Origin of the sequence: Sinomonas mesophila, from assembly GCF_001999765.1 — a bacterium.
GTDB classification, from domain to species: Bacteria; Actinomycetota; Actinomycetes; order Actinomycetales; family Micrococcaceae; genus Sinomonas; species Sinomonas mesophila.
In genome coordinates this window covers 140,188-162,302 of record NZ_KV908328.1, presented here as the reverse complement: position 1 = coordinate 162,302, position 22,115 = coordinate 140,188, and the positions used below count along the sequence as shown (strand labels likewise).

20 protein-coding genes are annotated in these 22,115 nt (G+C 71.8%); 6 read left to right on the top strand and 14 right to left on the bottom strand.

Annotation, left to right across the window (positions count from 1 at the left end; translation table 11 throughout):
* Positions 1-167 precede the first annotated feature (167 nt).
* The 4 genes from BV907_RS09110 to BV907_RS09095 are packed head-to-tail and all read right to left on the bottom strand — an operon-like array spanning position 168 to position 4,241.
* Positions 168-1,172, bottom strand: a complete 1,005-nt coding sequence (locus tag BV907_RS09110) for a sugar phosphate isomerase/epimerase family protein (protein ID WP_077489406.1) — start codon at positions 1,170-1,172, stop codon at positions 168-170.
* Positions 1,173-1,198: 26 nt separating this feature from the next.
* A complete protein-coding gene (locus BV907_RS09105) occupies positions 1,199-2,371 on the bottom strand; it encodes a Gfo/Idh/MocA family protein (protein ID WP_077489405.1) in 1,173 nt (390 codons plus the stop codon).
* The gene (locus BV907_RS09100) at positions 2,368-3,486 is read right to left on the bottom strand and encodes a Gfo/Idh/MocA family protein (RefSeq protein WP_245827874.1); all 1,119 of its coding nucleotides are present in this window, start codon (positions 3,484-3,486) and stop codon (positions 2,368-2,370) included. Before BV907_RS09100 ends, BV907_RS09105 begins: the two co-directional genes overlap by 4 nt.
* Positions 3,483-4,241, bottom strand: coding sequence for a sugar phosphate isomerase/epimerase family protein (locus tag BV907_RS09095; protein WP_245827873.1), 759 nt, complete (start codon positions 4,239-4,241; stop codon positions 3,483-3,485). The genes BV907_RS09100 and BV907_RS09095 overlap by 4 nt, the downstream gene beginning before the upstream one ends.
* Before the next feature lie 133 nt (positions 4,242-4,374).
* Here BV907_RS09095 and BV907_RS09090 point away from each other — a divergent pair, with 133 nt between their 5' ends.
* The 3 genes from BV907_RS09090 to BV907_RS09080 all read left to right on the top strand — a co-directional run bounded on the left by BV907_RS09090 (position 4,375) and on the right by BV907_RS09080 (position 7,106).
* Complete coding sequence (locus BV907_RS09090; protein WP_077489402.1) at positions 4,375-5,604, top strand: ROK family transcriptional regulator; 1,230 nt, start codon at positions 4,375-4,377, stop codon at positions 5,602-5,604.
* Positions 5,605-5,751: 147 nt separating this feature from the next.
* A complete protein-coding gene (locus tag BV907_RS09085; RefSeq protein ID WP_077489401.1) occupies positions 5,752-6,849 on the top strand; it encodes a baeRF2 domain-containing protein in 1,098 nt (365 codons plus the stop codon).
* A 71-nt stretch (positions 6,850-6,920) separates the two neighbouring features.
* Entirely contained in the window at positions 6,921-7,106 is a 186-nt protein-coding gene (locus tag BV907_RS09080; protein WP_077489400.1) for a DUF1918 domain-containing protein, read from the top strand.
* Positions 7,107-7,187: 81 nt separating this feature from the next.
* On the opposite strand, the gene BV907_RS09075 is transcribed toward BV907_RS09080, so the two are convergent.
* From BV907_RS09075 to aceA, 4 genes are all read right to left on the bottom strand, one after another.
* A complete protein-coding gene (locus tag BV907_RS09075) occupies positions 7,188-7,841 on the bottom strand; it encodes a class I SAM-dependent methyltransferase (RefSeq protein WP_077489399.1) in 654 nt (217 codons plus the stop codon).
* A gap of 98 nt (positions 7,842-7,939) precedes the next feature.
* Positions 7,940-8,698 carry a DsbA family oxidoreductase gene (locus BV907_RS09070; protein ID WP_077489398.1) on the bottom strand — a complete coding sequence of 253 codons (759 nt, stop codon included), beginning with the start codon at positions 8,696-8,698 and terminating at the stop codon, positions 7,940-7,942.
* Between the two features lie 203 nt (positions 8,699-8,901).
* Complete coding sequence (aceB, locus tag BV907_RS09065) at positions 8,902-10,575, bottom strand: malate synthase A (RefSeq protein ID WP_077489397.1); 1,674 nt, start codon at positions 10,573-10,575, stop codon at positions 8,902-8,904.
* Between the two features lie 100 nt (positions 10,576-10,675).
* Positions 10,676-11,995, bottom strand: a complete 1,320-nt coding sequence (gene aceA / locus BV907_RS09060) for an isocitrate lyase (RefSeq protein ID WP_077489396.1) — start codon at positions 11,993-11,995, stop codon at positions 10,676-10,678.
* A gap of 98 nt (positions 11,996-12,093) precedes the next feature.
* Here aceA and BV907_RS09055 point away from each other — a divergent pair, with 98 nt between their 5' ends.
* Positions 12,094-13,605: a helix-turn-helix transcriptional regulator gene (locus BV907_RS09055; protein ID WP_077489395.1), complete on the top strand. Its 1,512-nt coding sequence runs from the start codon at positions 12,094-12,096 to the stop codon at positions 13,603-13,605.
* Between the two features lie 19 nt (positions 13,606-13,624).
* Here BV907_RS09055 and BV907_RS18835 read toward each other — a convergent pair whose 3' ends face one another.
* The 4 genes from BV907_RS18835 to BV907_RS09035 form a co-directional block, all read right to left on the bottom strand.
* On the bottom strand, positions 13,625-13,861 hold the full coding sequence (locus BV907_RS18835; RefSeq protein WP_175637423.1) for a hypothetical protein: 237 nt from the start codon (positions 13,859-13,861) through the stop codon (positions 13,625-13,627).
* A 171-nt stretch (positions 13,862-14,032) separates the two neighbouring features.
* A complete protein-coding gene (locus BV907_RS09045; RefSeq protein WP_077489393.1) occupies positions 14,033-15,001 on the bottom strand; it encodes a TAXI family TRAP transporter solute-binding subunit in 969 nt (322 codons plus the stop codon).
* Positions 14,998-16,452 (bottom strand): sensor histidine kinase, encoded by a 1,455-nt coding sequence (locus tag BV907_RS09040; protein WP_077489392.1) that lies wholly within the window; start codon positions 16,450-16,452, stop codon positions 14,998-15,000. Before BV907_RS09040 ends, BV907_RS09045 begins: the two co-directional genes overlap by 4 nt.
* The gene (locus BV907_RS09035; protein WP_077489391.1) at positions 16,449-17,147 is read right to left on the bottom strand and encodes a response regulator transcription factor; all 699 of its coding nucleotides are present in this window, start codon (positions 17,145-17,147) and stop codon (positions 16,449-16,451) included. Before BV907_RS09035 ends, BV907_RS09040 begins: the two co-directional genes overlap by 4 nt.
* A gap of 138 nt (positions 17,148-17,285) precedes the next feature.
* On the opposite strand from BV907_RS09035, the gene BV907_RS09030 reads away from it, so the two are divergent.
* Positions 17,286-18,701, top strand: a complete 1,416-nt coding sequence (locus BV907_RS09030; RefSeq protein ID WP_077489390.1) for an MFS transporter — start codon at positions 17,286-17,288, stop codon at positions 18,699-18,701.
* Positions 18,702-18,753: 52 nt separating this feature from the next.
* On the opposite strand, the gene BV907_RS09025 is transcribed toward BV907_RS09030, so the two are convergent.
* The gene (locus BV907_RS09025) at positions 18,754-19,191 is read right to left on the bottom strand and encodes a hypothetical protein (RefSeq protein WP_077489389.1); all 438 of its coding nucleotides are present in this window, start codon (positions 19,189-19,191) and stop codon (positions 18,754-18,756) included.
* 156 nt (positions 19,192-19,347) lie between these two features.
* On the opposite strand from BV907_RS09025, the gene BV907_RS09020 reads away from it, so the two are divergent.
* Positions 19,348-20,613 (top strand): MFS transporter, encoded by a 1,266-nt coding sequence (locus BV907_RS09020; RefSeq protein ID WP_425441617.1) that lies wholly within the window; start codon positions 19,348-19,350, stop codon positions 20,611-20,613.
* A 91-nt stretch (positions 20,614-20,704) separates the two neighbouring features.
* Here the strand turns inward: BV907_RS09020 and tgt are convergent, their stop codons facing one another.
* Positions 20,705-22,009, bottom strand: coding sequence for a tRNA guanosine(34) transglycosylase Tgt (gene tgt, locus BV907_RS09015; protein ID WP_245827872.1), 1,305 nt, complete (start codon positions 22,007-22,009; stop codon positions 20,705-20,707).
* Positions 22,010-22,115 lie beyond the last annotated feature (106 nt).

Below are 22,115 nucleotides of genomic sequence, written 5' to 3'. Positions count from 1 at the left end.
GTGAAGTGGTAGCCCTTGAAACGGCTCACGGGCAGGTCCTCGATCATGACTCTCCTCCGGGTCGGCGCCCCAGCCAAGCTGCCGTCAACGTGTCACACGACAGCCTGACGCATGGGGGATGCGTACCCGGAAGCGGGAATTGGCGTCGAGATGCGTACCCGGAATGGTCAGGACTGGTTGCTGAAGGCGGCGTCGAAGGATTGGCGGCTCGGAGCGAAGTCGAACTTCCTGAGCGTCTTGAGGGCCTCCGGGGCGCCGATGAGGCGGTCCATGCCGGCATCCTCCCACTCGACCGAGATCGGGCCGTCGTAGCCGATCGCCGTCAGGGCACGGAAGCAGTCCTCCCACGGCACGTCGCCGCGGCCCGCCGAGACGAAGTCCCAGCCGCGGTGCGGGTCGCCCCAGGGCAGGTGCGACGAGAGGATCCCGGCGCGGCCGTTGCCCATCCGCATCCGGGTGTCCTTGCAGTCCACGTGGTAGATCCGGTCCGCGAAGTCGGTGATGAACGCGACCGGGTCCAGGCCCTGCCACACCATGTGCGAGGGGTCCCAGTTGAGGCCGAACGCCTCGCGATGTCCGATGGCCTCGAGCGCCCGCTGGGTGGACCAGTAGTCGTAGGCGATCTCGGAGGGGTGCACCTCGTGGGCGAAGCGCACGCCGCACTCGTCGAAGACGTCCAGGATCGGGTTCCACCGGTCGGCGAAGTCCTGGAAGCCAGCCTCGATGACGTCGGAGCCGACGGGCGGGAACATCGCGACGTACTGCCAGACGCTCGAGCCCGTGAAGCCAACGACGGTCTTCACGCCGAGGGCCTTGGCGAGGCGGGCCGTGTTCTTGAGGTCCTCGGCGGCGCGCTGGCGCACGCCCTCGGGGTCGCCGTCGCCCCACACGGCCGAGCCGACGATCGCCTGGTGGCGGAAGTCGATCGGGTCGTCGCACACGGCCTGGCCCTTGAGGTGGTTCGAAATGGTCCAGAGCTTGAGGCCGTGGCGGGCGAGGATGCCGCGGCGCTCGGCGAGGTAGGCGTCGTCATCCCAGCGGGAGGCATCGAGGTGCTCGCCGGAGACGGCGATCTCGAGGCCGTCGTAGCCCCAGCCGGCCGCGAGCTCCGCGACCTCCTCGAGCTTGAGGTCGGCCCACTGGCCGGTGAACAGGGTGAAGGGGCGGGTCATGGGATCTCCTTGGGTTTCGACGGCGATCAGCCGGCGATGGCCACGACGGCGGACTTGGCGGCCGCGGATTCCTCGATCGCTGCCAGGACGCGCTGGACCCGGAGCCCCTCCTCAAAGGAGGGGCTCGGGGCCTCGCCGTCCCGGATCGCGGCCAGGAAGTCGCGCGCCTGATGGGTGAAGGTGTGCTCCCAGCCGATCATGTGGCCCTGCGGCCACCACGCCCCAGCGTAGGGGTGGCCCGGCTCGGTGACGACGATCCGGCGGAAGCCCCGCTCCTCTGCGGGCGCGGTCGCGTCGAGGAACTCGAGCTCGCCGAGGCGCTCGAGGTCGAACGCGAGCGCGCCTGCTGAGCCGTAGACCTCGATCCGCAACGAGTTCTTCCGCCCGGTGGCGACGCGGGACGCCTCGACCGAGGCGACCGCCCCGGAGGCGAGGGAGAGCGTGGCCCACGCGGCGTCGTCGACCGTCACGGCCTCGGTCCCGTCCGGGCCCGGCCGCCGCCCCACGAAGGTGTGCAGTCGGCCCGAGGCCTCGGCGACGGTGTCCCCGGTGAGGAACTGGACCTGGTCGATCGCGTGCGAGGCGATGTCCCCGAGCGCGCCGGACCCGGCGGTCTCCTTCCGCAGCCGCCACGTCATGGGCGCCGCCTCGTCAGCGAGCCAGTCCTGCAGGTAGGACGCGCGGACCTCGCGGACGGTGCCGAGCCGGCCATCGGCGATGAGCTGGCGCGCGTAGGCAAGCGCCGGGACGCGGCGGTAGTTGAACCCGACCATCGAGACGACGCCGCGCTCCCGGGCAGCCCGCGCGGCGGCCACCATGCGCTCCGACTCCTCGATCGTGTTCGCGAGCGGCTTCTCGACGAGCACGTGCTTGCCCGCCTCAAGCGCCGCGACGGCGATCTCGGCGTGCAGCCAGCCGGGGGCGCAGATGTCCACGATGTGCACGTCGTCCCGGGCGATCACCTCGCGCCAGTCCGTGGCGGACTCGGCCCAGCCGTACCTCGCCGCTGCCTCCGCCACCTCGTCCGCGTGGCGGCCGACGAGGACCCGCTGTTCGACGGCCGGGACGTCGAAGAATGCGGAGACGTTCCGCCACGCGTGCGAATGCGCCTTGCCCATGAAGGCGTAGCCGATGGCCGCGACGCCGAGCGGCTGGGCGGGAGTGGGCTGGCCCGGCGCGGGCCGCGCGGGGGCGCTCACGCGCGGACCCCGTCCAGCGTGGCCTCCGTCGGCGCCCAGTCCTCGGGGAGGGCGGCGGATGACGGCGCGCTGCTCGCGACGTCGGTGAACGCGCCGGAGTCGACGGACTCGGAGATCGAGACCATCGCGTCGAGGACGTGGTAGGCGAGCTGCCCCGTGGCTCGGTGCGCGGCGCCAGTGCGGATCGAGCGGGCCATGTCGAGCACGCCCATGCCGCGGCCGTCCGCGGGTCCTGTGGCGGGGATCGAGGTCCACTCCGTCTCGCCGGTGCGGCAGATCTGGAGCTCACCGTCGAAGTAGTTCGGGTCCGGCAGCGCGAGGGTGGCCTCGGTGCCGGTGATCTCGACGAAGCCCATGCGCATGCGGGGTGACTGGAAGCTGAAGATGCTGTGCGAGGAGGCGCCGCCCTCGAACTCGGCGAGGGCGCTCACGTGGGTGGGAACCTCGACCTCGAAGGACTCGCCGGCCTTGGGACCGGTGCCGACGACGCGAATGGCCTTGGCCTTGGACCCGAGCGCCGCGACCCGGCGGATGCTGCCGAACGTCTGGACCAGGGCGGTGAGGTAATAGGGGCCCATGTCGAACAGGGGGCCCGCGCCGCGCTGGAACAGGAATGAGGGGTTTGGGTGCCACGACTCCGGCCCGGGCGTCTGGAAGACGGTCTGGGCCGTGAGCGGGACGCCGATGTCACCGCGCTCGATCACGCGGCGGGCCGTCTGGAGGCCCGCCCCGAGGAAAGTGTCCGGCGCGCACCCGAGGCGCAGCCCGGCGTCGTCCGCTTCCTTCAGGAGCCCGAGCCCGCTCTCGCGGTCGAGGGAGAACGGCTTCTCGCTCCAGACGTGCTTCCCCGCGCGGACGGCTGCGGTGGCAACCTCGACGTGGGCGGCGGGGATCGTCAGGTTGACGATGATCTCGACGTCGGGGTGGGACAGGGCGAGCTCGGGAGTGCCGTGCTCGGCGATGCCGTACTCCGCCGCACGCGCCGCGGCCGCCTCGGGGAAGAGGTCCGCGATGACGTGCACCGCGAGGTCCGGGAAGCGCGTGAGGTTGTCAAGGTACTGCTTGCTGATGTTGCCAGCGCCGATGACGGCAACGCCGACCGGGCCGCGGTTCACTTGGCGACCTCCTGCGCAGCACCGGCACCGGCTTCGAGGTAGCGCAGGGAGGTTTCGACGCCCTCGAAGATGTCCCCGGCGTAGTCGTCGAACTCGACGACGCCGACCTCGAGCGCCTTCGCGGCGGCGATGACGCCCCATACGTCGACCTCGCCCTGGCCCGCGGGGACTTGGGCGAGCCGGTCCCCGTTCACTGGCCCGTCTTTGAGGTGGAGCGCGACGACGCGCTCGCCGAGGCGCTCGATGACCGCGATCGGGTCCTCGCCGCCGACGGCGACCCAGTAGGCGTCGACCTCGAGCACGAGCTCTGGGTCGAGCAGGCTCGCGAAGAATTCGAGCGCGGTGGTGCCCTCGACCTTGGACTCGAGCTCCCAGTTGTGGTTGTGGTAGCCCACGCGGATGCCGTACTCGGCGCCCTTCTTGGCCGCCGCATTGAGGCGGGCTGCGGTGTCGCGGATCGTGTCCGCGTCCTGCCAGTGTTCGGCCGGGAGGTAGGGGTCAATCACGGTGGCGATGCCGAGTCGCTTCGCTGCGGCGAAGATCTCGTCCTGGTCCGCGGACAGCAGCGGGGCGTGGCCCGTGGGCGCGGTGACTCCGTTCTCGGCGAGGGTGGCGGCGAGCTCGTCGGCGTGGGCGGCGAAGTCGTACGGCTCGACCTGCGTGAAGCCGATCTCGGCGAGGCGCCGGATCGTTCCGGGCAGATCGGCCTCGATCGCGTCACGGACGGTGTAGAGCTGGACGGAATAGGTGGTCACTGGTGTCCCTTCGTCAGGTTGGCGCGGCCCGCGCCGCTGTGATGCTGGTCTCCAGCCTAGGAGCACTTTTGTCGATGAACAAGCAAAAGCCGCTTCTGGACGATCAGAAGTGCCGCGTGGGAGACTGGAAGCCATGTCCCTGCACGACCCCGCACGACCCTCGGAGGAGAGCCCGGCGGAGAGGGTCTTCGCCGCGCGCGCCGGAGACCTCTTCCAGCTCCTGCGGGACGGCCGGCCCTGGACGCGGGCCGAGCTCGCCGGCACGACCGGGCTCGCCCGGTCGACGGTCGCTGGCCGCGTGGACCTGCTCATGCACTCCGGATTCGTCGTCTCCGTCGGCGAGGCGCTCTCCAGCGGCGGCCGCCCGCCGTCGCGCTTCGCCTTCCACCCACGGGCCCGCACGATCCTCGCCGCAGACGTCGGCGCAAGCCACGTGCGCGTGGCCCTCACCGACCTCGGCGGGTCGGTGCTGGCCGAAGAGCGCGCCCAGTGGCCCGTCTCGGACGGGCCCGAGGCTGTCCTCGGGCATGTCGTCGACACGTGCGGGCGCCTGATGGCCGAGGCCGGATGCCCGCCCGAGCGCCTCGCCGGCATCGGGATCGGCCTGCCCGGCCCCGTCGAGCACGCGACCGGCAGGCCGGTCAAGCCCCCGATCATGCCCGGCTGGGACGGCTTCGATGTCGTCGGCTTCGTGCAGGCCGCGTTCGCTGTCCCGGTCCTCGTGGACAACGACGTGAACATCATGGCCCTCGGGGAGCGGGCCGGCTTCTGGCCCGACGTCGAGGATCTTCTCTTCGTCAAGGTCGCCACGGGCATCGGCTCGGGCATCATCTCGAGCGGCCAGCTCCAGCGCGGCGCGGACGGGACGGCCGGCGACCTCGGCCACGTGCGCGTGGCGAGGGGGGAAGGCGTCGTGTGCCGGTGCGGCAACACGGGGTGCCTCGAGGCGATCGCCTCCGGCGCCGCCGTGGCCCGGGCGCTCGCGGCGGAGGGGGTCGCCGTCGCGAGCGGCGCCGAGGTGATCGCGCTCGCGGCCGGCGGCAGCCTCCCGGCCGTCCAGGCCCTGCGCCAGGCCGGGCGGGACATCGGCGAGGTCCTTGCGACCTGCGTGAACCTGCTCAACCCCAGCGTGATCGTGATCGGCGGCTCGATGGCCGCCGCGGGGGAGCACATCATGGCGGGCGTGCGCGAGGTCGTCTACCATCGCTCGCCCCCGCTCGCGACGACGAACCTGCGCGTTGTCCTCTCCCGCGCCGGCGAGCGCGCCGCCGTCATGGGCGCGAGCCAGCTCGTGTCCCAGCACGTCCTCTCCCCGGCGGGCATCGAGGCCGCGCTCGCCGGCAGCGCCGTCGGCGTCGGCTGAGCCCGGCCGGCTCGGCAGCCGGCGCATTCTCTCGCGCCTTTCGGAGCGTACGCCCGGCACGATCGGGTAACAGGCGATTGAGTCGCATAACAGGCGGGTCACAGGGCAAGCACCGAACATTGACGATCTGCCGATCAAGGAGGAACCATGCGCGCGCTCGAACAGTATGCGGACCTGCTCAGGGGGGATGGGCCGTGGTGCACGATCTACGCCGACGTGAGCACGGGAACGATAGACAGCCTCGAGGCCACGGACGTGCTCGGGGACAGTGTCGCGCGGGCGCTCGCCGAGGCGGGCGCGGACAAGGAAAGCACGACGGCGGCCGAGCGGCTCACGTGGGCAGCGAAGGGTATGCCAGCCCCCGTCTCGCGCTTCGTCGTCATCCGCGGGGGCGAGATCGTGGTCAACGAGGTCCTGCCCGGTGCGCCCGGCGCGGCCGTCGTGGACGTCGGGCCCATCCCCGATCTCCTGCCGCTCGCCGAGCACCTGGGCGGGGACCTCGTCTACCTCGTGGTCGAGGCGGAGCGGGCGGACGCCGAGATCCGCCGCCACCGTGCATCGGAGGGCGGCGCCCTCGACGTGCACGAGCTGCACGGCACGACGGAGAACCTGACCAAGGTGCCCTCGGGCGGGTGGTCCCAGGGCCGCTACCAGCACCGGACGGAGGAGATCTGGCGGCGCAACGGAGCCGACGTCGCGCACGAGGTCGACGCGCTCTGCGCGGACGGCAGCGTGGCCCTCGTGGTCCTGGCTGGCGACGAGCGGGCGCAGGAGAAGATCCGCGACGCCCTCGGCGACCGGGCCCGCAGCCTCCTGCACTCCGTGGACATGAACTCGGCCGCGCCGGGCGCCGACCGCGAGAGGTTCGAGCGCGAAGTCGGCTCGCTCGTCGCGGAGGCGGCGTCCTCGCGGCGGGCCAAGGCCCTCGAGCGGACCGCCGAGGGCTACGGCGCTCTCGGCGCCCGAGGCTGGGGCGAGACCGTCGCGGCGCTCCAGCAGGCGCGGGTGGACACGCTCTTCATGGACCCCGACGGCGTCGCGGACCGCTCGCTGCTCGCGCTCGGGGCCCCGCCGTGGATCGCCCTGCACGAGGGCGAAACCCTCAACGCGCCGGTCCTCGGCCAGGCCCGCCCCGCGGCGGCGCTCCTGCGCGCTGCGGTGCTGACGGACGCGGAGACGGTCCTCGTCCCGCACGGCGACCTCGACGCAGGCCACGGCGTCAGCGCGCTCCTGCGCTGGGAGTGAGCTGGGCCGTGACGGGCCCTTCACGAGGTGCGGCGGCCTGCGTACGCTCGTGGGCAGGGAGGTGATGCTGCGTGAACGCAGTGCAAGGAGACCGCATTGTCATCCACGGTCGGACCGTCGGATCGGCGGACCGCCATGGCCAGATCATCGAGGTGAAGGGCGAGAACGGCGAGCCGCCGTATCTCGTCAAGTTCGACGACGGGCATGAGTCCGTCGTGTTTCCCGGCGGCGACTTCGCCGTCGAGAAGCCGCACTGAATCCCGGTCAACCGGGCCCGCCGCGTCGAGGCGGCCGGGCTGAGGCACGCCGGGAGGCGGCCGGATGGAGACGGGGACGGCTCAGGCCCGCCGTCGCGCCCTGAGCACGGTGTCCGTCATCACGGCCGTCTGACCCTCGGGCCCCGTCGCGACTCGGCCCTCGGTGTTGCCTGTCTCGACGGCCCACTCCGCGGGTCGGAGCCCGAGGGAGGCCGCGAGTTCCTGCGCCGAGGGCAGGCCTCCCTCCGGCGCGGGGTGTCGGGACCACGGCGGGAAGGCCCCGTGCCCGACGACGAGGAGCAGGCCCCCGGGAGCCACCGCCCGCGTCGCGGCGAGGAGGATGTGCTCGCGAGGCAGCTCGACCGGGGAGTGCAGGAAGAGCGCGGCGACGAGGCTGTACTGCTGGTCCGGCTCCCACGCGGCAAGGTCGCGGTGGAGCCACGTCACGCGCTCGGCCACGCCCGCGCGGGCGGCCTGCGCCGCCGCGCGGCCCAGGGCCACGGCCGAGACATCCACGCCGGTCACGCGCCAGCCGCGGGAGGCGAGCCAGATGGCGTCGGCACCCTCGCCGCAGCCCAGGTCGATCGCCGTCCCCGGGGCCAGCATGCTGATCTCGCGGACAAGCGCAGCGTTCGGCTTCCCGCTCCAGACCTGCTCGCGCTCGCGGTAGAAGCCGTCCCAGAACTCGGAGGGCCGCGGGGTGGGGCCCGGCGCAGGGTGCTCGTGATGGTTCATGCACGACTCCTATCGGCTCGGCCCCGCGCGTGCAAGGCCCCACGCAGCCGCACGTCTCCCCGCGGCCCGCGCCTTCCCGCGGGAGGCGATCCGGGCGGTTAGCAGCCCTCGGGGCCGCAGGCCTGCCCGAGTCCGGAGCCGCCGTCGTGCGCCCGGCCGTGTGCCGCATCGATGCCGGCCGCGTCGATGCCCGCCGCGCCGACCATGACGAGCGGGTTGGCCTCGGCCCACGCGGTCTCGAGCGTCTGCGCGAAGAGCTCGGGAGACTGCGCCCCCGAGATCCCGTACTTCCCCTCGAACACGAAGAAGGGCACGCCCTGAATGCCGTAGGCCCGGGCCTGGGCAATGTCCGCGCGCACGGCGTCGCGGTACCGGCCGGACTCGAGCGCCGCGGTGACTTCCTCGGCGTCGAGGCCCGCCTCCGTGCCGATGCGGACGAGCAGCCCGCGGGAGCCGATGTCCTCGCCGTGCTCGAAGTGGGCCGAGAGCAGGGCTTCCTTGACGGCGTCGGCGGCCTCGAGACTGCGCGCCTTGGCGACATGGATGAGCTCGTGCCCCGCGGAGGAGTTGGCGACGACGATCCTGCCGAAGTCGTAGTCGAGGCCCTCTGCCGCAGCCACCAGGGTGACGTGGTCGAACATCTGCCGGACCTGCTCGGCCGGCAGGCCCTTGCGCTGGCTGAGATAGTCCAGCTCCGTCCCGTCGAAGTGCTCGGGCAGGGAGGGGTCGAGCTGGTAGCTGTGCCACGTGACCGTGACCTGGTCCTTGTGCGGGAACCCGGCGAGGGCCTTCTCGAAGCGGCGCTTGCCGATGAAGCACCAGGGGCAGGCGATGTCGGACCAGATGTCAACGTTCATGGAAGCTTCAAGTTCTCCGGGTGGGAGAAGTATTCCCGGCCGGCGCGCAGCGCGCGTCAGGGCCGGACGCGCACATGCTGAGGGGCCGCCCCCGCGCAGCACCACTACGCGGGAGCAGCCCCTCAGCGTTCCTCCCCGGCTCCCTGCCCCCGGCCTTCGGGGTGCGTGTTGCGATTGGCGCGTGCAGGGTCCGGGGAGAGCCTCTAGGCCGCGGCGAACTGCCGCTCGGGCAGGCCGGCCTCGAACTCGTCTTCCTTGCCGGCGGTCTCGCACAGGTAGCGCGCGTAGGCCGGCATCGTGAGGAAGGTCGGGAATTCGGAGCCGAGGGCGCACTCCTCGAAGAGCTCGCGGGCGTCGCGGAAGCGGTCGCCGTCGAAGCGCTCGAGCCTGGCGAACTCCTCGTCGAGGATCTCCTCGACCCAGTGGCGGGTCACGATCTCGCCCTGGTCGGTGATGGCCCGGGAATAGACCCACTGCCAGATCTGCGAGCGGGAGATCTCCGCTGTGGCGGCGTCCTCCATGAGGTTGTGGATCGCCACGGCCCCCGAGCCGCGCAGCCACGCCTCGATGTACCGGATGCCCAACTCGATGTTGTTGCGGATGCCGGCCTCGGTGATCGTGCCCTCGCACGTGCTCAGGTCGATGAGCGCGCGGTCGTCCGGCACGACGTCCTCGCGGAGGCGGTCGAGCTGGTTGGGGCGCTCGCCGAGCACGGTGTCGAACACCTCGCGCGCCACCGGCACGAGGTCCGGATGCGCGACCCACGAGCCGTCGAAGCCGTCGTCGGCCTCGCGCTGCTTGTCGGCGCGGACCTTCTCGAAGGCGATGGCGTTGGCCTCCGGGTCCCTGCGGTTGGGCACGAACGCTGCCATCCCGCCGATCGCCATCGCGCCGCGGCGGTGGCAGGCGCGCACGAGCTGCTCGGTGTAGGCGCGCATGAACGGCTGAGTCATCGTGACCTGCCCGCGGTCCGGGGTCACGAAGCGCGGCCCGCGGGTGCGGAAGTTTTTGATGACCGAGAAGATGTAGTCCCAGCGTCCGGCGTTGAGGCCCGCGGCGTGATCGCGCAGCTCGTAGAGGATCTCCTCCATCTCGAACGCGGCCGTGATCGTCTCGATGAGCACCGTCGCGCGGATCGTGCCCTGCGGGATGCCGAGCAGGTCCTGGGCGAGGACGAAGATGTCGTTCCAGAGGCGGGCCTCGAAGCGGTTCTCGATCTTCGGCAGGTAGAAGTACGGGCCGTGGCCGAGCGCGAGGAGCCGCTGGGCGTTGTGGAAGAAGAACAGGCCGAAGTCCACGATCCCGCCCGCGACCGGCTTGCCGTCCACGAGCATGTTCTTCTCCGGCAGGTGCCAGCCGCGCGGGCGCACGACAATCGTGGGCCGCTCCTCGAACGGGCGCAGCCTGTACTCCTTGCCCTCGGGAGCCGTGAAGTCGATCCGGTCCTCGAGCGCGTCGATCAGGTTGATCTGCCCTCGGACCACGTTGCGCCACGAGGGGGTCTGGGAGTCCTCCATGTCGGCCAGCCAGACCTTCGCGCCGGAGTTGAGGGCGTTGATCGTCATCTTCCGGTCCACCGGGCCCGTGATCTCGACCCGGCGGTCCGTGAGGCCGGGCGCTGGCGGGGCGACGCGCCAGTTCGGGTCGTTGCGGATCTGAGCGGTCTCCGCGGGGAACTGCGGGTCGATGCCGCGGGCGATCTCGGCGCGCCGGGCGTGCCGGGCCTCGAGGAGATCCTGGCGGCGCTCGGCAGTGGCCCGGTGCAGGCGGGCGATGAACTCGAGGGCGTCGGGGGTGAGGACCTCGTTCTGACGCGCCATCGGCTGCGCGGTGAGGGTCACTCCATTAATCGTGAAGTTGTCGGTGAAGCTGTTCATGGCGGGTCTCCAAAGGTGATGTGCACGGCGGTGGGCTGGGAATCGCTGCCAGCCCACCGCCGTCGTCGGCCTGTGCCGAAACTGTGCTGTGCCGTAGCGGCTAGTGGAACTGGCCCTCTTCGGTGGATCCCACGAGGGCGAGGGTGCTGGCGTTCGGGTTCAGCGCCGTGGAGACCAGATCGAAGTAGCCGGTGCCCACTTCGCGCTGGTGCTTGGTTGCGGTGTAGCCGCGGTCCTCGGAGGCGAACTCGCGCTCCTGGAGGTCGACGTACGCGCTCATCCCGGTCCGGGCGTAGCCGTGGGCGAGGTCGAACATCGAGTAGTTGAGGGCGTGGAAGCCCGCGAGGGTGATGAACTGGAACTTGAAGCCCATCGCGCCCAGCTCGCGCTGGAACTTGGCGATCGTCGCGTCGTCGAGGTGCTTCTTCCAGTTGAACGACGGCGAGCAGTTGTAGGCGAGCATCTGGTCCGGGAACTCGGCCTTGACGGCCTCGGCGAACTTCTTGGCGAGCTCGAGGTCCGGGGTCCCCGTCTCCATCCAGATCAGGTCGGAGTACGGGGCGTAGGCCTTGGCACGGGCGATGCACGGCTCGACGCCGTTGCGGACCCGGTAGAAGCCCTCCGCCGTCCGCTCGCCCGTGATGAACTCCCGGTCCCGCTCGTCCACATCCGTCGTGATGAGGGTCGCGGCCTCGGCGTCGGTGCGGGCGATGATGACGCTCGGCACGCCGGCGACGTCGGCGGCGAGCCGAGCAGCATTGAGGGTGCGGATGTGCTGCTGGGTCGGGATGAGCACCTTGCCGCCCAGATGGCCGCACTTCTTCTCCGAGGCGAGCTGGTCCTCCCAGTGCACGCCCGCGGCGCCGGCCTGGATCATCGACTTCATGAGCTCGTAGGCGTTCAGCGGGCCGCCGAAGCCGGCCTCGGCGTCGGCGACGATCGGGACGAGCCAGTCCTCGACCGAGTGCTTCCCCTCGGAGAACTCGATCTGGTCCGCGCGCTGCAGCGCATTGTTGATCCGGCGCACGACGGCGGGGACGGAGTTCGCGGGGTACAGCGACTGGTCCGGGTAGGTGTTGCCCGAGAGGTTCGCGTCCGCGGCGACCTGCCAGCCGGAGAGGTAGATGGCCTTGAGGCCGGCCTTGACCTGCTGGACGGCCTGGTTGCCGGTGAGGGCGCCGAGCGCGTTGATGTAGCCCGTGCCGTCGGCGCGGCCCTCCGTCACGGCCGTCCACAGCTTCTCCGCGCCGCGGCGGGCGAGCGTGTGCTCCTCGGGGACGCGGCCGCGCAGCTTGACGACGTCCTCGGCGGTGTAGTCGCGGGTGATGCCGTCCCAGCGCGGGTCGGCGGACCACTCGAGGGCGAGGGCCTGCGCCTGCTGATCGGGGGTCTGGTTCGGGGCCTCGAACGCTGCGGTCATGGCGGGTCTCCTTCGACTCGTGGGTGCCAGTGGCTTCTTCGTGAGAACAACTTTTCCGCCTCTGCAAGCCCCGCAACAGGAGAAATTGCTGGAAAGAAATGCAGATCTTCACGTATCCTCAAGAAATGCCTCGTCAAGCCTCCTGGGCCCAGCCAGCCCCAGCTGCCGCACCCACGACCAACGACCTCGACGTCATCGCCCTGGGGCGCCGCGTGCGCCACCTTCGCAAGGCCGCGGGCCTGACCCTCGACGAGCTCGGCGCCGCTGTCGGCGCCGCGGCGAGCCAGCTGAGCCTCATCGAGAACGGCAAGCGCGAGCCCAAGCTGAGCCTGCTGAACCAGCTCGCGGGCGCCCTCGGCGTCGGGGTCGACGCGCTCCTCGGCGCGGAGCCGCCGAGCCGGCGCGCTGCCCTCGAGATTGAGCTCGAGCGGTACCAGCGCAGTCCCCTGTACGAGAACCTCAACCTGCCCAAGATCCGCGTCTCCTCGCGGCTCCCGCTCGACGTGCTCGAGTCCCAGCTCGGGCTCCTGCGCGAGCTCGAGCGGAAGATGAACGAGCAGGTTGCGACCCCCGAGGAGGCCCGCCGGGCCAACGGCGAGCTGCGCCGCATGATGCGCGAGCGCGGGAACTACTTCCCGGAGTACGAGGGCGAGGCGCAGAAGGTCCTCGCGCAGGTCGGCTATACGTCGGGGCCGCTGAGCCAGCACGTCATCTCCGACATCGCGAGCCACCTCGGCTTCACGCTCCACCACGTGGGCGACCTGCCGCACTCGACCCGGTCCGTGACCGATTTGAAGAACCGCAGGATTTATCTCACGCACAACCAGCGCTCCGAGCACGACCCCCGCTCGGTGCTGCTCCAGGCGCTCGGGCACTACGTCCTGGGCCACGGGACGCCGGGCTCCTACGGGGATTTCCTCGCCCAGCGTGTCGCGACCAACTACTTTGCCGCGGCGCTCCTGCTGCCCGAGCAGGCCACGGTCGAGTTCCTGCAGCGGGCCAAGGCGGCCAAGGAGATCGCCGTCGAGGACATCCGCGACGCGTTCGCCGTGAGCTACGAGACCGCCGCCCACCGGTTCACGAACCTCGCGACCCAGCATCTGGGCATCACGACGCACTTCCAGAAGACGCACCAGTCCGGGATCATCTACAAGGCCTACGAGAACGATGGCGTCAACTTCCCGATGGACCACACCGGCGCGATCGAGGGCCAGCCCTCGTGCAAGGCCTGGACAAGCCGGGCCGTGTTCGACGTCCCGGACAAGTTCAGCGCCTACAGCCAGTACACCGACACGGTGAACGGGACCTTCTGGTGCACCGCCCGCACCGAGCGCAGCGCGAGCGGGGAGTTCTCGCTCAGCATCGGCGTGCCATATCAGCACGTGAAGTGGTTCCGCGGGCGAGACACGACGGCGCGTGCGACCTCCCGCTGCCCGGACCCGGACTGCTGCAAGCGCCCGCCCGCCGAGCTGAGCGAGCACTGGGCCGGCAACGCGTGGCCCTCAGCCCGGGCGCATTCGCACCTGCTCGCGGCGATGCCACCCGGGGCCTTCCCCGGTGTGGACGAGACGGAGGTCTATTCGTTCCTCGAGGCGCACTCGGGGAGCTGAACGCTCAGCCGGGAGTGGCTCAGCCTGGGAACTGCGCGGCCGGGATGTCCGGCTCGCCGTCGTGGTCGTCGTCGCCGTAGGCGCGCATCGCGATGCGCCTGGCGAGCTCTTCGTCCATCTCGTACGGAGGGATCTGCCGGAAGGCATGGACCTCGCGCTTGGGCTTTGCTGGCGCCTCGGCACCTTCCTCGGCCTCGGCGCCCGCCTCGGCTTTCGCCTCCGGCTCCGCGTCCTTGCGCTTCTTGAACAGGCTCATCGTGACCTCCACACGCGTGCTGTGAGACGACTCACCTTTTCACCTTACGCCGTCGACGCCGGAAGTCTAGGGGCCCGGAACTCGCGCAATTGTTGACCTCTGCCGGGTGAACGGACGCAGCACCCGGCACAAGCCAACACTTGCGGGCCGGGGGGATTCGGGTGCAGACGCTCAGCCGTGGAAGGCCCTGTACGCGGCCTCGGCGCCCGGGTGGAGTGGGATGCCCGCGGTGTTGATGAGGGTGTCGGGGCTCAGGAACTGGACTCCGAGGCTCGAACGGGGCACGAGCTCGGCCGCCCGGGTGAGCAGGAGCTCGACCGTCCGCCGGGCCACCTCGGCGTCGAGGTCCTCACGGCACAGGAGCAGGTTCGCGACGCCGACCGTCCAGGTCGCCGGGATGCCGGCGTAGGTGCCATCCGGGATCAGGACGCGGTCGTAGAAGGCGCCGTGGCGGGCCCGGGTGGGCGCGATGAGCGGCGACAGGTCGAGGAGGGCCAGGCTCAGCTCCCTGCTTGCCGAGGCGATCGCGGCCGTCGGGACGCCTCCCGACCAGAAGAGCGCCTCGACGGCACCGTCGCGCAGGGCCGCGAGCCCCTGGTTCAGGCCGAGCGGCTCCTCGCGCAGCGACCCCTCCGGGATGCCCGAGGCCTCGATGAGCCGGCGCGCCGTGAGCGAGGTGCCCGCCCGGGGATCGCCGACGGCGGCCGAGCGGCCCGCGAGGTCGGCGAGGGTGGAGATCCCCGCGTTCCGCCGGACGATGCAGTGGACGTAGTTCTCGTACACCTTGCCGAGCGCGACGAGCCGCCCGGGCGCGGACGACGGCGCGGGGCCGGCCAGGCGCTCCGCCGCGGCGTCGGCGAGGGTGATCGCGAGGGTGGCCTCGCCGGCAGCGAGCCGGTCCATGTTGTCGAGGCTGCCGCCGGTCTCGAGCGCACCTGCCGTCTGGGCCACGCCGTGCCGGGTCAGGGCCTCGGCGAGCAGGGAGGCGAACTCGAGGTAGAAGCCGCCTGGCTCGCCGCCGGCGACCGTGACCGCCCCAGGTTCCGGGGCCCGCGTGCATCCCGCGAGGAGGCCGGCGAGGGCCGCGCCGGCGCCCCCGCGCAGCAGGGCGCGCCGGCCGATCACGGGCGCGCCTCTCATGGCCCTGCCTCTCCGGGCGCGGCCTTTCGGGGCGCGGCACCTCCGGGCGCGGCCTTCCCCGGACCCGCCTCCGGGAAGTCGAGCCGTGCCACGAGCCCATGCGGCTCGACAGGCGCCAGGTCGAGGCGGGCGCCGTTCGCCCCCGCAAGCCGCTCCACGATGGCCATGCCGAGCCCCGTGCCCTGGATGCCCTGATGCCGCGGGGACCGCCAGAAGCGCGTGGTCGCGGCGGAGCGCTCGTCCGCGCTCAGGCCGGGGCCGTCGTCGGCCACCTCGACGGAGACGATGCCGCCGCCGGCCCGGGCGGACACGGTCACCCTTGCACCGGGCGCGTACTTGAGGGCGTTGCCGATGAGCTCGCCGGCCATCTCGGCCAGGTCGCCCTCGTCGCAGCGGATCCGCAGGGGCTCCGGCGGAGGCCCGGCGAGGCGCAGCTCGACGCCGACCCGCCGCGCCTCGGGCCCGGCGTGCTCGACGGCCTCGGCGAGGACCGGGTACGGGTCGAGGGGGCCGGGGGCTCCCACCTCCGCCGGCGCCGCGAGTTCCGATGCCCGGTGCTCGGCGGCGGCGAGGCGGAGGAGGTCCGCGAGGACGGACTCGACCCGGTCGAGCTCGCCCGACGCCCTGCCGGCGGCCTCCCGCTGCGCCTCGGTGGCGAGCTCGAGCCCGAGGAGGTCCGTGCGCAGCCGGAGCGCACCGACGGGGTTGCGCAGCTGGTGCGCCGCGTCCGCGATGAACTGGCGCTGCGACTCGAGGCTCTCGGCCACGGTCTGCGACATCGAGGTGAAGGCCCGGCTGAGCGCCCTGAGCTCGGGCGGGCCGTCCTCCGGCAGCGGGGCCGCGCGGCCCGACGAGCCCAGCTCCGCGACGGCCTCGGTGAGCCGGTGCACCGGCCGCAGGACCCAGCCGGTCACGCGCCCCGCGCCGAGCAGCAGGAGCGCCCACACGGCGACCGCGCCGAGCGCGACGAACGCCCAGCGCTCCCGCAGCCTCGCCCGCGCGGGCTCGAGGTCGACGTCGAGCACGGCCTCGCCGAGCACCTGGCTGCCCGTGCCGAACGGCCGGGACATCGTCTCGGACGCCGGGCCGAAGGGCGCGAGCGGGGACAGCGCCGTGTCGTCGAGGTTGAGCCGCGCCCGGGCGAGGGCCTCCGCGATGTCGGGCCGGTCCGGGCTGAGGCCGCCCGAGGTGAGAGTCGCCGTCGGGGACCGGATGACGAGGCCCTCGCCATAGAGCGAGGAGTAGCGGTCCATGTCCCGCTGCAGCTGGGCCGAGTCGCCGTCGAGGGTCGAGTCGTAGGCGACCTGGGCGAACCGCCCGAGGGCCGCGGCGCGGTTGATCTGCAGCTCCTGGGTGAGCTCGCGGCTCGCCGAGGCCAGGATCGAGGCCGCGACCGCGAGGACGATGAGCGCCGTGACGACGCTCAGGATGCCGAGGACCCTCAGCCTCACGGCCGCCCTGCCTCCCCGGGCCGCACCCCATGGGGGGCCGTCTCGATCCGGTACCCGACCCCGCGGACGTTGACGATGAACCCCGGAAGGCTGAGCTTCGAGCGGAGCCCGGAGAGGTGGACGTCGAGGGACCGGGACGTCGTGAGGAACGCGTCCCCCCAGAGGGCGTCCAGGATCTGCTCCCGGGTGACGACCGAGCCCGCATGCCGCACGAGGAGCGCGAGGAGCTCGAATTCGGTCGCCGTCAGGTGCAGCGCGCGGCCGTCGACGGCGGCCTCCCGCCGGTCGAGGTCGACGCTCACCGGGCCCGCGCGGAGGCTGTGCGCCACGGTCCCGCCGCCGCGGGCCACGCGCCGGGCGACGGCCTCGATGCGAGCGAGGAGCTCGACGAGCTTGACCGGCTTGACGAGGTAGTCGTCGGCGCCCTGGCGGAGGCCGAGGACCACGCTGCGCTCGTCGTCCCGCGCCGTGAGGATGAGGATCGGGCAATGCGTGACCTGGCGCAGCTTGCGCAGGACCTCGAGGCCGTCCATGTCCGGCAGGCCGAGGTCGAGGAGGACCACGTCGAAGTCCCGGTGGGCCAGGAGGGCGTCGGAGCCGCGGGCCACCCGGTGGCCGTCGAGGCCCGCCGAGCCGACGGCCGCGAGCAGCGCCGACGCCATCGCGTCGTCGTCCTCGACGATGAGCACTCGCATTCGGGTTCCTTACTTCCGCGTGGCGACCTTCCGCGTCCGTAGGAGCCTACTCTCCCCGCCGAGGGTGAGATTTAAGAAACAGTTAGGATCCCGGCCGCCGCCTTGGGCTGTGGCCCGCGTCACCCTAGCGTCGAAGCCATGACCAGCACCCAGACCCAGCCCACGAGCGAGGCCGCGCAGACGCGGCGCGCCGTCGGCAACATCCTCAAGGGCTCGGCGGGCAACCTCGTCGAGTGGTACGACCTGTACGTCTACACGGTCTTCGCGGCATACTTCCAGTCGCACTTCTTCAGCTCCAAGGACGAGCTCCAGGCCGGCATGGAGGCCATGGCCGTCTTCGCCATCACGTTCCTCATGCGGCCCATCGGCTCGTGGTTCTTCGGCCGGTACGCCGACCGCAAGGGCCGCAAGGCCGCGCTGACGCTGAGCGTGAGCCTCATGAGCGCGGGCTCGTTCGCGATCGCGATCCTGCCCACGACCGAGCAGGTCGGCATCCTCGCGCTCGTGGCCCTCATCGCGGTCCGCCTCCTCCAGGGCTTTTCCGTGGGCGGCGAGTACGGCACGAGCGCGACCTACATGTCCGAGGCCGCGACCGCACGCCGTCGTGGGTTCTTCTCGAGCTTCCAGTACGTGACGCTCATCGGCGGGCAGATGCTCGCGCTCCTCGTCCTCGTGATCCTCCAGCAGGTCCTGTCCAAGGAGGAGCTCACCGCGTGGGGCTGGCGCATCCCGTTCCTCCTCGGCGGCGTCGCGGCGCTCGTCGTCCTGTGGCTGCGCCGCTCGATGGAGGAGACCGTCTCCGAGGAGCAGGTCGCGGCTGCGCGGAAGGGCGCTTCGGCCGGGGGAGCGGCCTCGTCCGAGGCCCAGCCCGGCACCATGCGCCTGCTGCTCACGCGCCACTGGAAGGCCCTGCTCGTGTGCATCGGCGTGACCCTCGGCGGCACCGTGGCGTTCTACACGTACACGAACTTCATCCTGAAGTTCATGAACGACACCTCGGGCATCCCCAAGGAGGCCACGAGCCAGATCAACTTCTGGGCCCTGCTGATCTTCATGTGCCTCCAGCCCGTGTACGGGCTCATCTCGGACCGCGTGGGCCGCAAGCCGCTCCTGCTCTGGTTCGGCATCCTCGGCGTGCTCTGCACGTGGCCGCTGCTCTCGACTCTCGGCGGGACGAAGGACCCGGTCGCGGCCTTCTTCCTCATGATGGGCGGCCTCGTCATCGTCGGCGGGTACACCTCGATCAACGCCCTCGTGAAGGCCGAGCTCTTCCCCGCCTCGATCCGCGCCCTCGGCGTGGGCCTCGGCTACGCGATCGCCAACTCGCTCTTCGGCGGGACCGTGCCTCTCATCGGGGCGGCCCTGCAGAAGGCCGGCCAGGTCGAGACGCTCTTCACCTACGTGACCGTGTGCATCTCCGCGTCCCTGCTCGTCTACGTGTTCTGCCTCAAGAACCGCAAGGACACGCCGCTCGACGCCGAGCAGGGCTCGGCGTTCGGCACCCCCGCGCGGGCCGCGCACGACGGCGACGGCGAGCTCGAGCGCGTCGGCTGACCCGCCGTCGTCCGCCCCTCGGGCGGGCTGGTTCCTCTCGGAACGTCCCGGATCACACCCCGTGTGATCCGGGACGTTCCGCGTTGGCATGGTGGCTCGGCCCGTCATGGAGTGTCGCGAGGCGCCAGATCGATGCCCGGCCGACCGCGGCGCAGGCCGCGGGCACGAGGGTCAGGACGGCGAACGGCTCGGGCTGGCCCCTGGTGAGATAGAGCGCCATGGGGGCGCTCGCCAGGGCGCCCGTTCCCGCGAAGGCCACGATGTGCCACCACTGATGCCGCACCGGGGCCATGAGCCTCGCGGTCAGCCACGCGAGGGGCGCGCCCACGAGGGCGGCGACCGGGACTGACACGACAAGCACGATGAGGGCACGGCTCACGCTGCCCGCGGCCACTCCCATGACCATGCCGAAGAGCAGGCACGTGACGGCGGTCCCCAGGGCGATCGCCGCGCCGCCGAGCGTCACGCGCTCGGTTCCCCTCGAACCCATGCGTCCACCTCCCCGAGAATGCCCGACGCCGCAAGTCTGGCAGACGCCGGCGCTCCTGGAGGGTCCTCCGTAGATCCGGTGGGGTGAAGATCACAGGCTAGGAAAGCGCATTCCCGCGGTGCGTGCCGGGCTAACCGGGAGGCCAAGGGGTTCCCCATGATAGACCGAAAGGCAATGCGCCCCCATCCCAGCCCTGCCCCCGCGTCCGCCCGAGCCCGCTCTCGGGCCGCCGGCGCGGGGCTGCTGCTCGTGTCCATCGGGCTCATCGCCCTGACCATGCGCGGCCCCTTCGTCGGCGTCGCGCCCGTCGTCGGGCCCCTCTCGGCGGAGCTGGGGCTCTCGGCCTCGGAGCTGGGGCTGCTCACGGGCATCCCCGTCCTGTGCTTCGCCCTGGCTTCGCCGCTCGCCTCCCTGTGCGCGCGCCGGCTCGGGGCCGAGGTCGCGGTGACGCTCACGCTCCTGGGCGTCCTGGCCGGCGTCGTGCTCCGCTCGGTGAACGGCACCGTCGTCGTCATGCTCGGGACGGTCCTGATCGGCGTCGCGATCACGGTGGGCAACATCGCCGTCCCGCTCATCATCCGGCGCGACTTCGCCCCCGCCCGTCAGGGCATGGCGCTCGGCGTGTACACCGCCTCGCTCAATGTCGGCGCGTTCCTGACCTCGGTCGCCTCGGCGCCGCTGGCCGCGGCCGCGGGCTGGCGGCTCTCGCTCGCGGCGAGCGCGGTGTTCGCCCTCGTGGCGCTCGGGGTCTGGGCGGCCGCCGTCGGCCTTCGCGGCGCCTTCGCGCCCGCCGTCGCGGGCCCGCCCGCGCAGGCCCCGAAGGACGTGCGGCGCCCGGGGCGGGGGATCCTCGTGGCGTTCGTGGTGGGCTTCGGCGGGCAGGCGTTCTCCTACTACGGCGTGACGGCGTGGCTTCCGAGCTTCCTGGGCGACGAGCTCGCGCTCTCCGCGGACGCCGCGGGCGCCGGGGCCTCGCTGTTCCAGATCCTCGCCATCCTCGGCGCGCTCGGCACGCCGCTGCTCGCGCGCTTCGCCGGGCCGACGACGGCGGCCGTGGTCCTCGCCGCGCTCTGGCTCACGGTGCCGGTGGGGCTCCTGGCCGCGCCGGAGCTCTGGGCGCTCTGGTGCTCCCTCGGCGGGGCCGCCCAGGGCGGGGGCATCACGCTCATCTTCACGGCCGTCATGCGGATCGCCCCCGACCAGGCCTCCGCGGGGCGGATGTCCGCGTGGGTCCAGGGGCTGGGCTATTCCGCCGCCGCGACGGCCCCGACCCTCGTCGGCCTGGTCCACGACGCCTCCAGATCGTGGACGCCGCCCCTGCTCGTGATCCTCGGCTCCGTGCTCGCGTTCAGCGTCGGCACCCTCGTGGCCGTGCAGCTCGCGGCGGGGCACCAGGCGCGTTCCAGCCGGGCCGCTCGCTGACCCCGGGGGCCGCCGTCCGTCGAGGTGGTCGTCCTCCTTCGAGATGGTCGTTCTGCACGGGAACTTCAGGGACCATCTCGTGGGAGAAGGGCTATCTCGCAGGGCTTGCCCCCGCCCCGTAGTACCGCCCGAGCGTCTCGTCCTTGAATTCCCAGAAGGTGCCGTCCTCGATCGCCGCCCGCGCGCCGTCGACCATCCGCACGACGAAGCGCTCGTTGTGGATCGAGATGAGCGTGTGCGAGAGCATCTCCTGGGCCTTGAAGAGGTGCCGGATGTACGCGCGCGAGTAGTTCGCGCACGTGTAGCAGTCGCAGCCGTCCTGGAGCGGGCCCCAGTCGCGCCGGAACCGGGCGCCGGCGAGGTTGAACCGGCCCTCGGCCGTGTAGAACGCCGAGTTGCGCGCCACCCGGGTGGGGGAGACGCAGTCGAAGGTGTCGGCGCCGGCCTCGATGGCCACGAAGATGTCGTCCGGCTCGGAGATGCCCAGCAGGTGCCGCGGCTTGTCCTCGGGCAGGACCTCGGAGCACCAGCCCACGATCGTGCCCAGGTTCTCCTTCTCGAGCGCGCCGCCGATCCCGAAGCCGTCGAACGGCATGGCGCCCAGGTCCGAGCAGGCCTTGCGGCGCAGGTCCTGGTACTGCGCGCCCTGGATCACGCCGAACAGGGCCTGGTACGGCCTGCCGGCGCGCTCGTCGGTCAGGAGGAAGTGCTCGGCGACGCAGCGTTCCGCCCAGCGCCGCGTCCGCTCGAGCGCCTCCTCCTGGTACGCGCGCGAGTTGTGCAGGGTCGTGAGCTCGTCGAACGCGAAGATGATGTCCGCCCCGATCTGATGCTGGACCCGCATCGAGATCTCCGGCGTGAACCGGTGCCGGTCCCCGTTGAGGTAGCTCTTGAACCACACGCCGTCCTCGTCGACGTGCGCGAGTCGCTCCTTGCCGGGCGCCACCGCGTCGTCGGACCCCGCCCCGCCGGGTAGTGGGCCACCCCCCTGGGGGCCCTTCATGTCGATGACCTTCTTGAACCCCGAGCCGAGGCTCATCACCTGGAACCCGCCGGAGTCGGTGAACGTGGGGCCGGGCCAGTTCATGAACCGGCCCAGCCCGCCGGCCTCATCGACGATGTCCGCACCGGGCTGGAGGTAGAGGTGGTACGCGTTCGCGAGCAGCGCCTGCGCTCCGAGCTCGGCCATCGACTCCGGCAGCACCGCCTTGACGGTCGCCTTCGTGCCGACGGCGATGAACGCCGGCGTCCGGATCTCGCCGTGGGGAGTGCTGATGGTGCCGGTCCTGCCCCAGGAGGGCCCGCCGTCGTGCGCGCCGTCCTCCCCGGTGAGGCGGGCGCCGACCGTGAAGGAGAACTCGGACTGGCGCGGGTGGCGCGGGACGGGATCATGCACCCACCCAGTCTGCCGCACGCCCGGGGAGGGGCGTCTCAGCCGATCCACAGCGTGGGCACAGCCTGCGCGCCTATCGTGGGCCGAGCGGGGGGCCGCACCTGGAAGG

Coding starts and splice junctions, on each gene's coding strand:
- BV907_RS09025 (WP_077489389.1), bottom strand. CDS start 19,191: ATGGGTTCGAGGGGAACCGAGCGCGTGACGCTCGGCGGCGCGGCGATC.
- aceB (WP_077489397.1), bottom strand. CDS start 10,575: ATGAACAGCTTCACCGACAACTTCACGATTAATGGAGTGACCCTCACC.
- aceA (WP_077489396.1), bottom strand. CDS start 11,995: ATGACCGCAGCGTTCGAGGCCCCGAACCAGACCCCCGATCAGCAGGCG.
- BV907_RS09070 (WP_077489398.1), bottom strand. CDS start 8,698: ATGAACGTTGACATCTGGTCCGACATCGCCTGCCCCTGGTGCTTCATC.
- BV907_RS09030 (WP_077489390.1), top strand. CDS start 17,286: ATGACCAGCACCCAGACCCAGCCCACGAGCGAGGCCGCGCAGACGCGG.
- BV907_RS09075 (WP_077489399.1), bottom strand. CDS start 7,841: ATGAACCATCACGAGCACCCTGCGCCGGGCCCCACCCCGCGGCCCTCC.
- BV907_RS09110 (WP_077489406.1), bottom strand. CDS start 1,172: ATGACCCGCCCCTTCACCCTGTTCACCGGCCAGTGGGCCGACCTCAAG.
- BV907_RS09090 (WP_077489402.1), top strand. CDS start 4,375: ATGTCCCTGCACGACCCCGCACGACCCTCGGAGGAGAGCCCGGCGGAG.
- BV907_RS09020 (WP_425441617.1), top strand. CDS start 19,348: ATGATAGACCGAAAGGCAATGCGCCCCCATCCCAGCCCTGCCCCCGCG.
- BV907_RS09085 (WP_077489401.1), top strand. CDS start 5,752: ATGCGCGCGCTCGAACAGTATGCGGACCTGCTCAGGGGGGATGGGCCG.
- BV907_RS18835 (WP_175637423.1), bottom strand. CDS start 13,861: ATGAGCCTGTTCAAGAAGCGCAAGGACGCGGAGCCGGAGGCGAAAGCC.
- BV907_RS09055 (WP_077489395.1), top strand. CDS start 12,094: ATGCAGATCTTCACGTATCCTCAAGAAATGCCTCGTCAAGCCTCCTGG.
- BV907_RS09045 (WP_077489393.1), bottom strand. CDS start 15,001: ATGAGAGGCGCGCCCGTGATCGGCCGGCGCGCCCTGCTGCGCGGGGGC.
- BV907_RS09035 (WP_077489391.1), bottom strand. CDS start 17,147: ATGCGAGTGCTCATCGTCGAGGACGACGACGCGATGGCGTCGGCGCTG.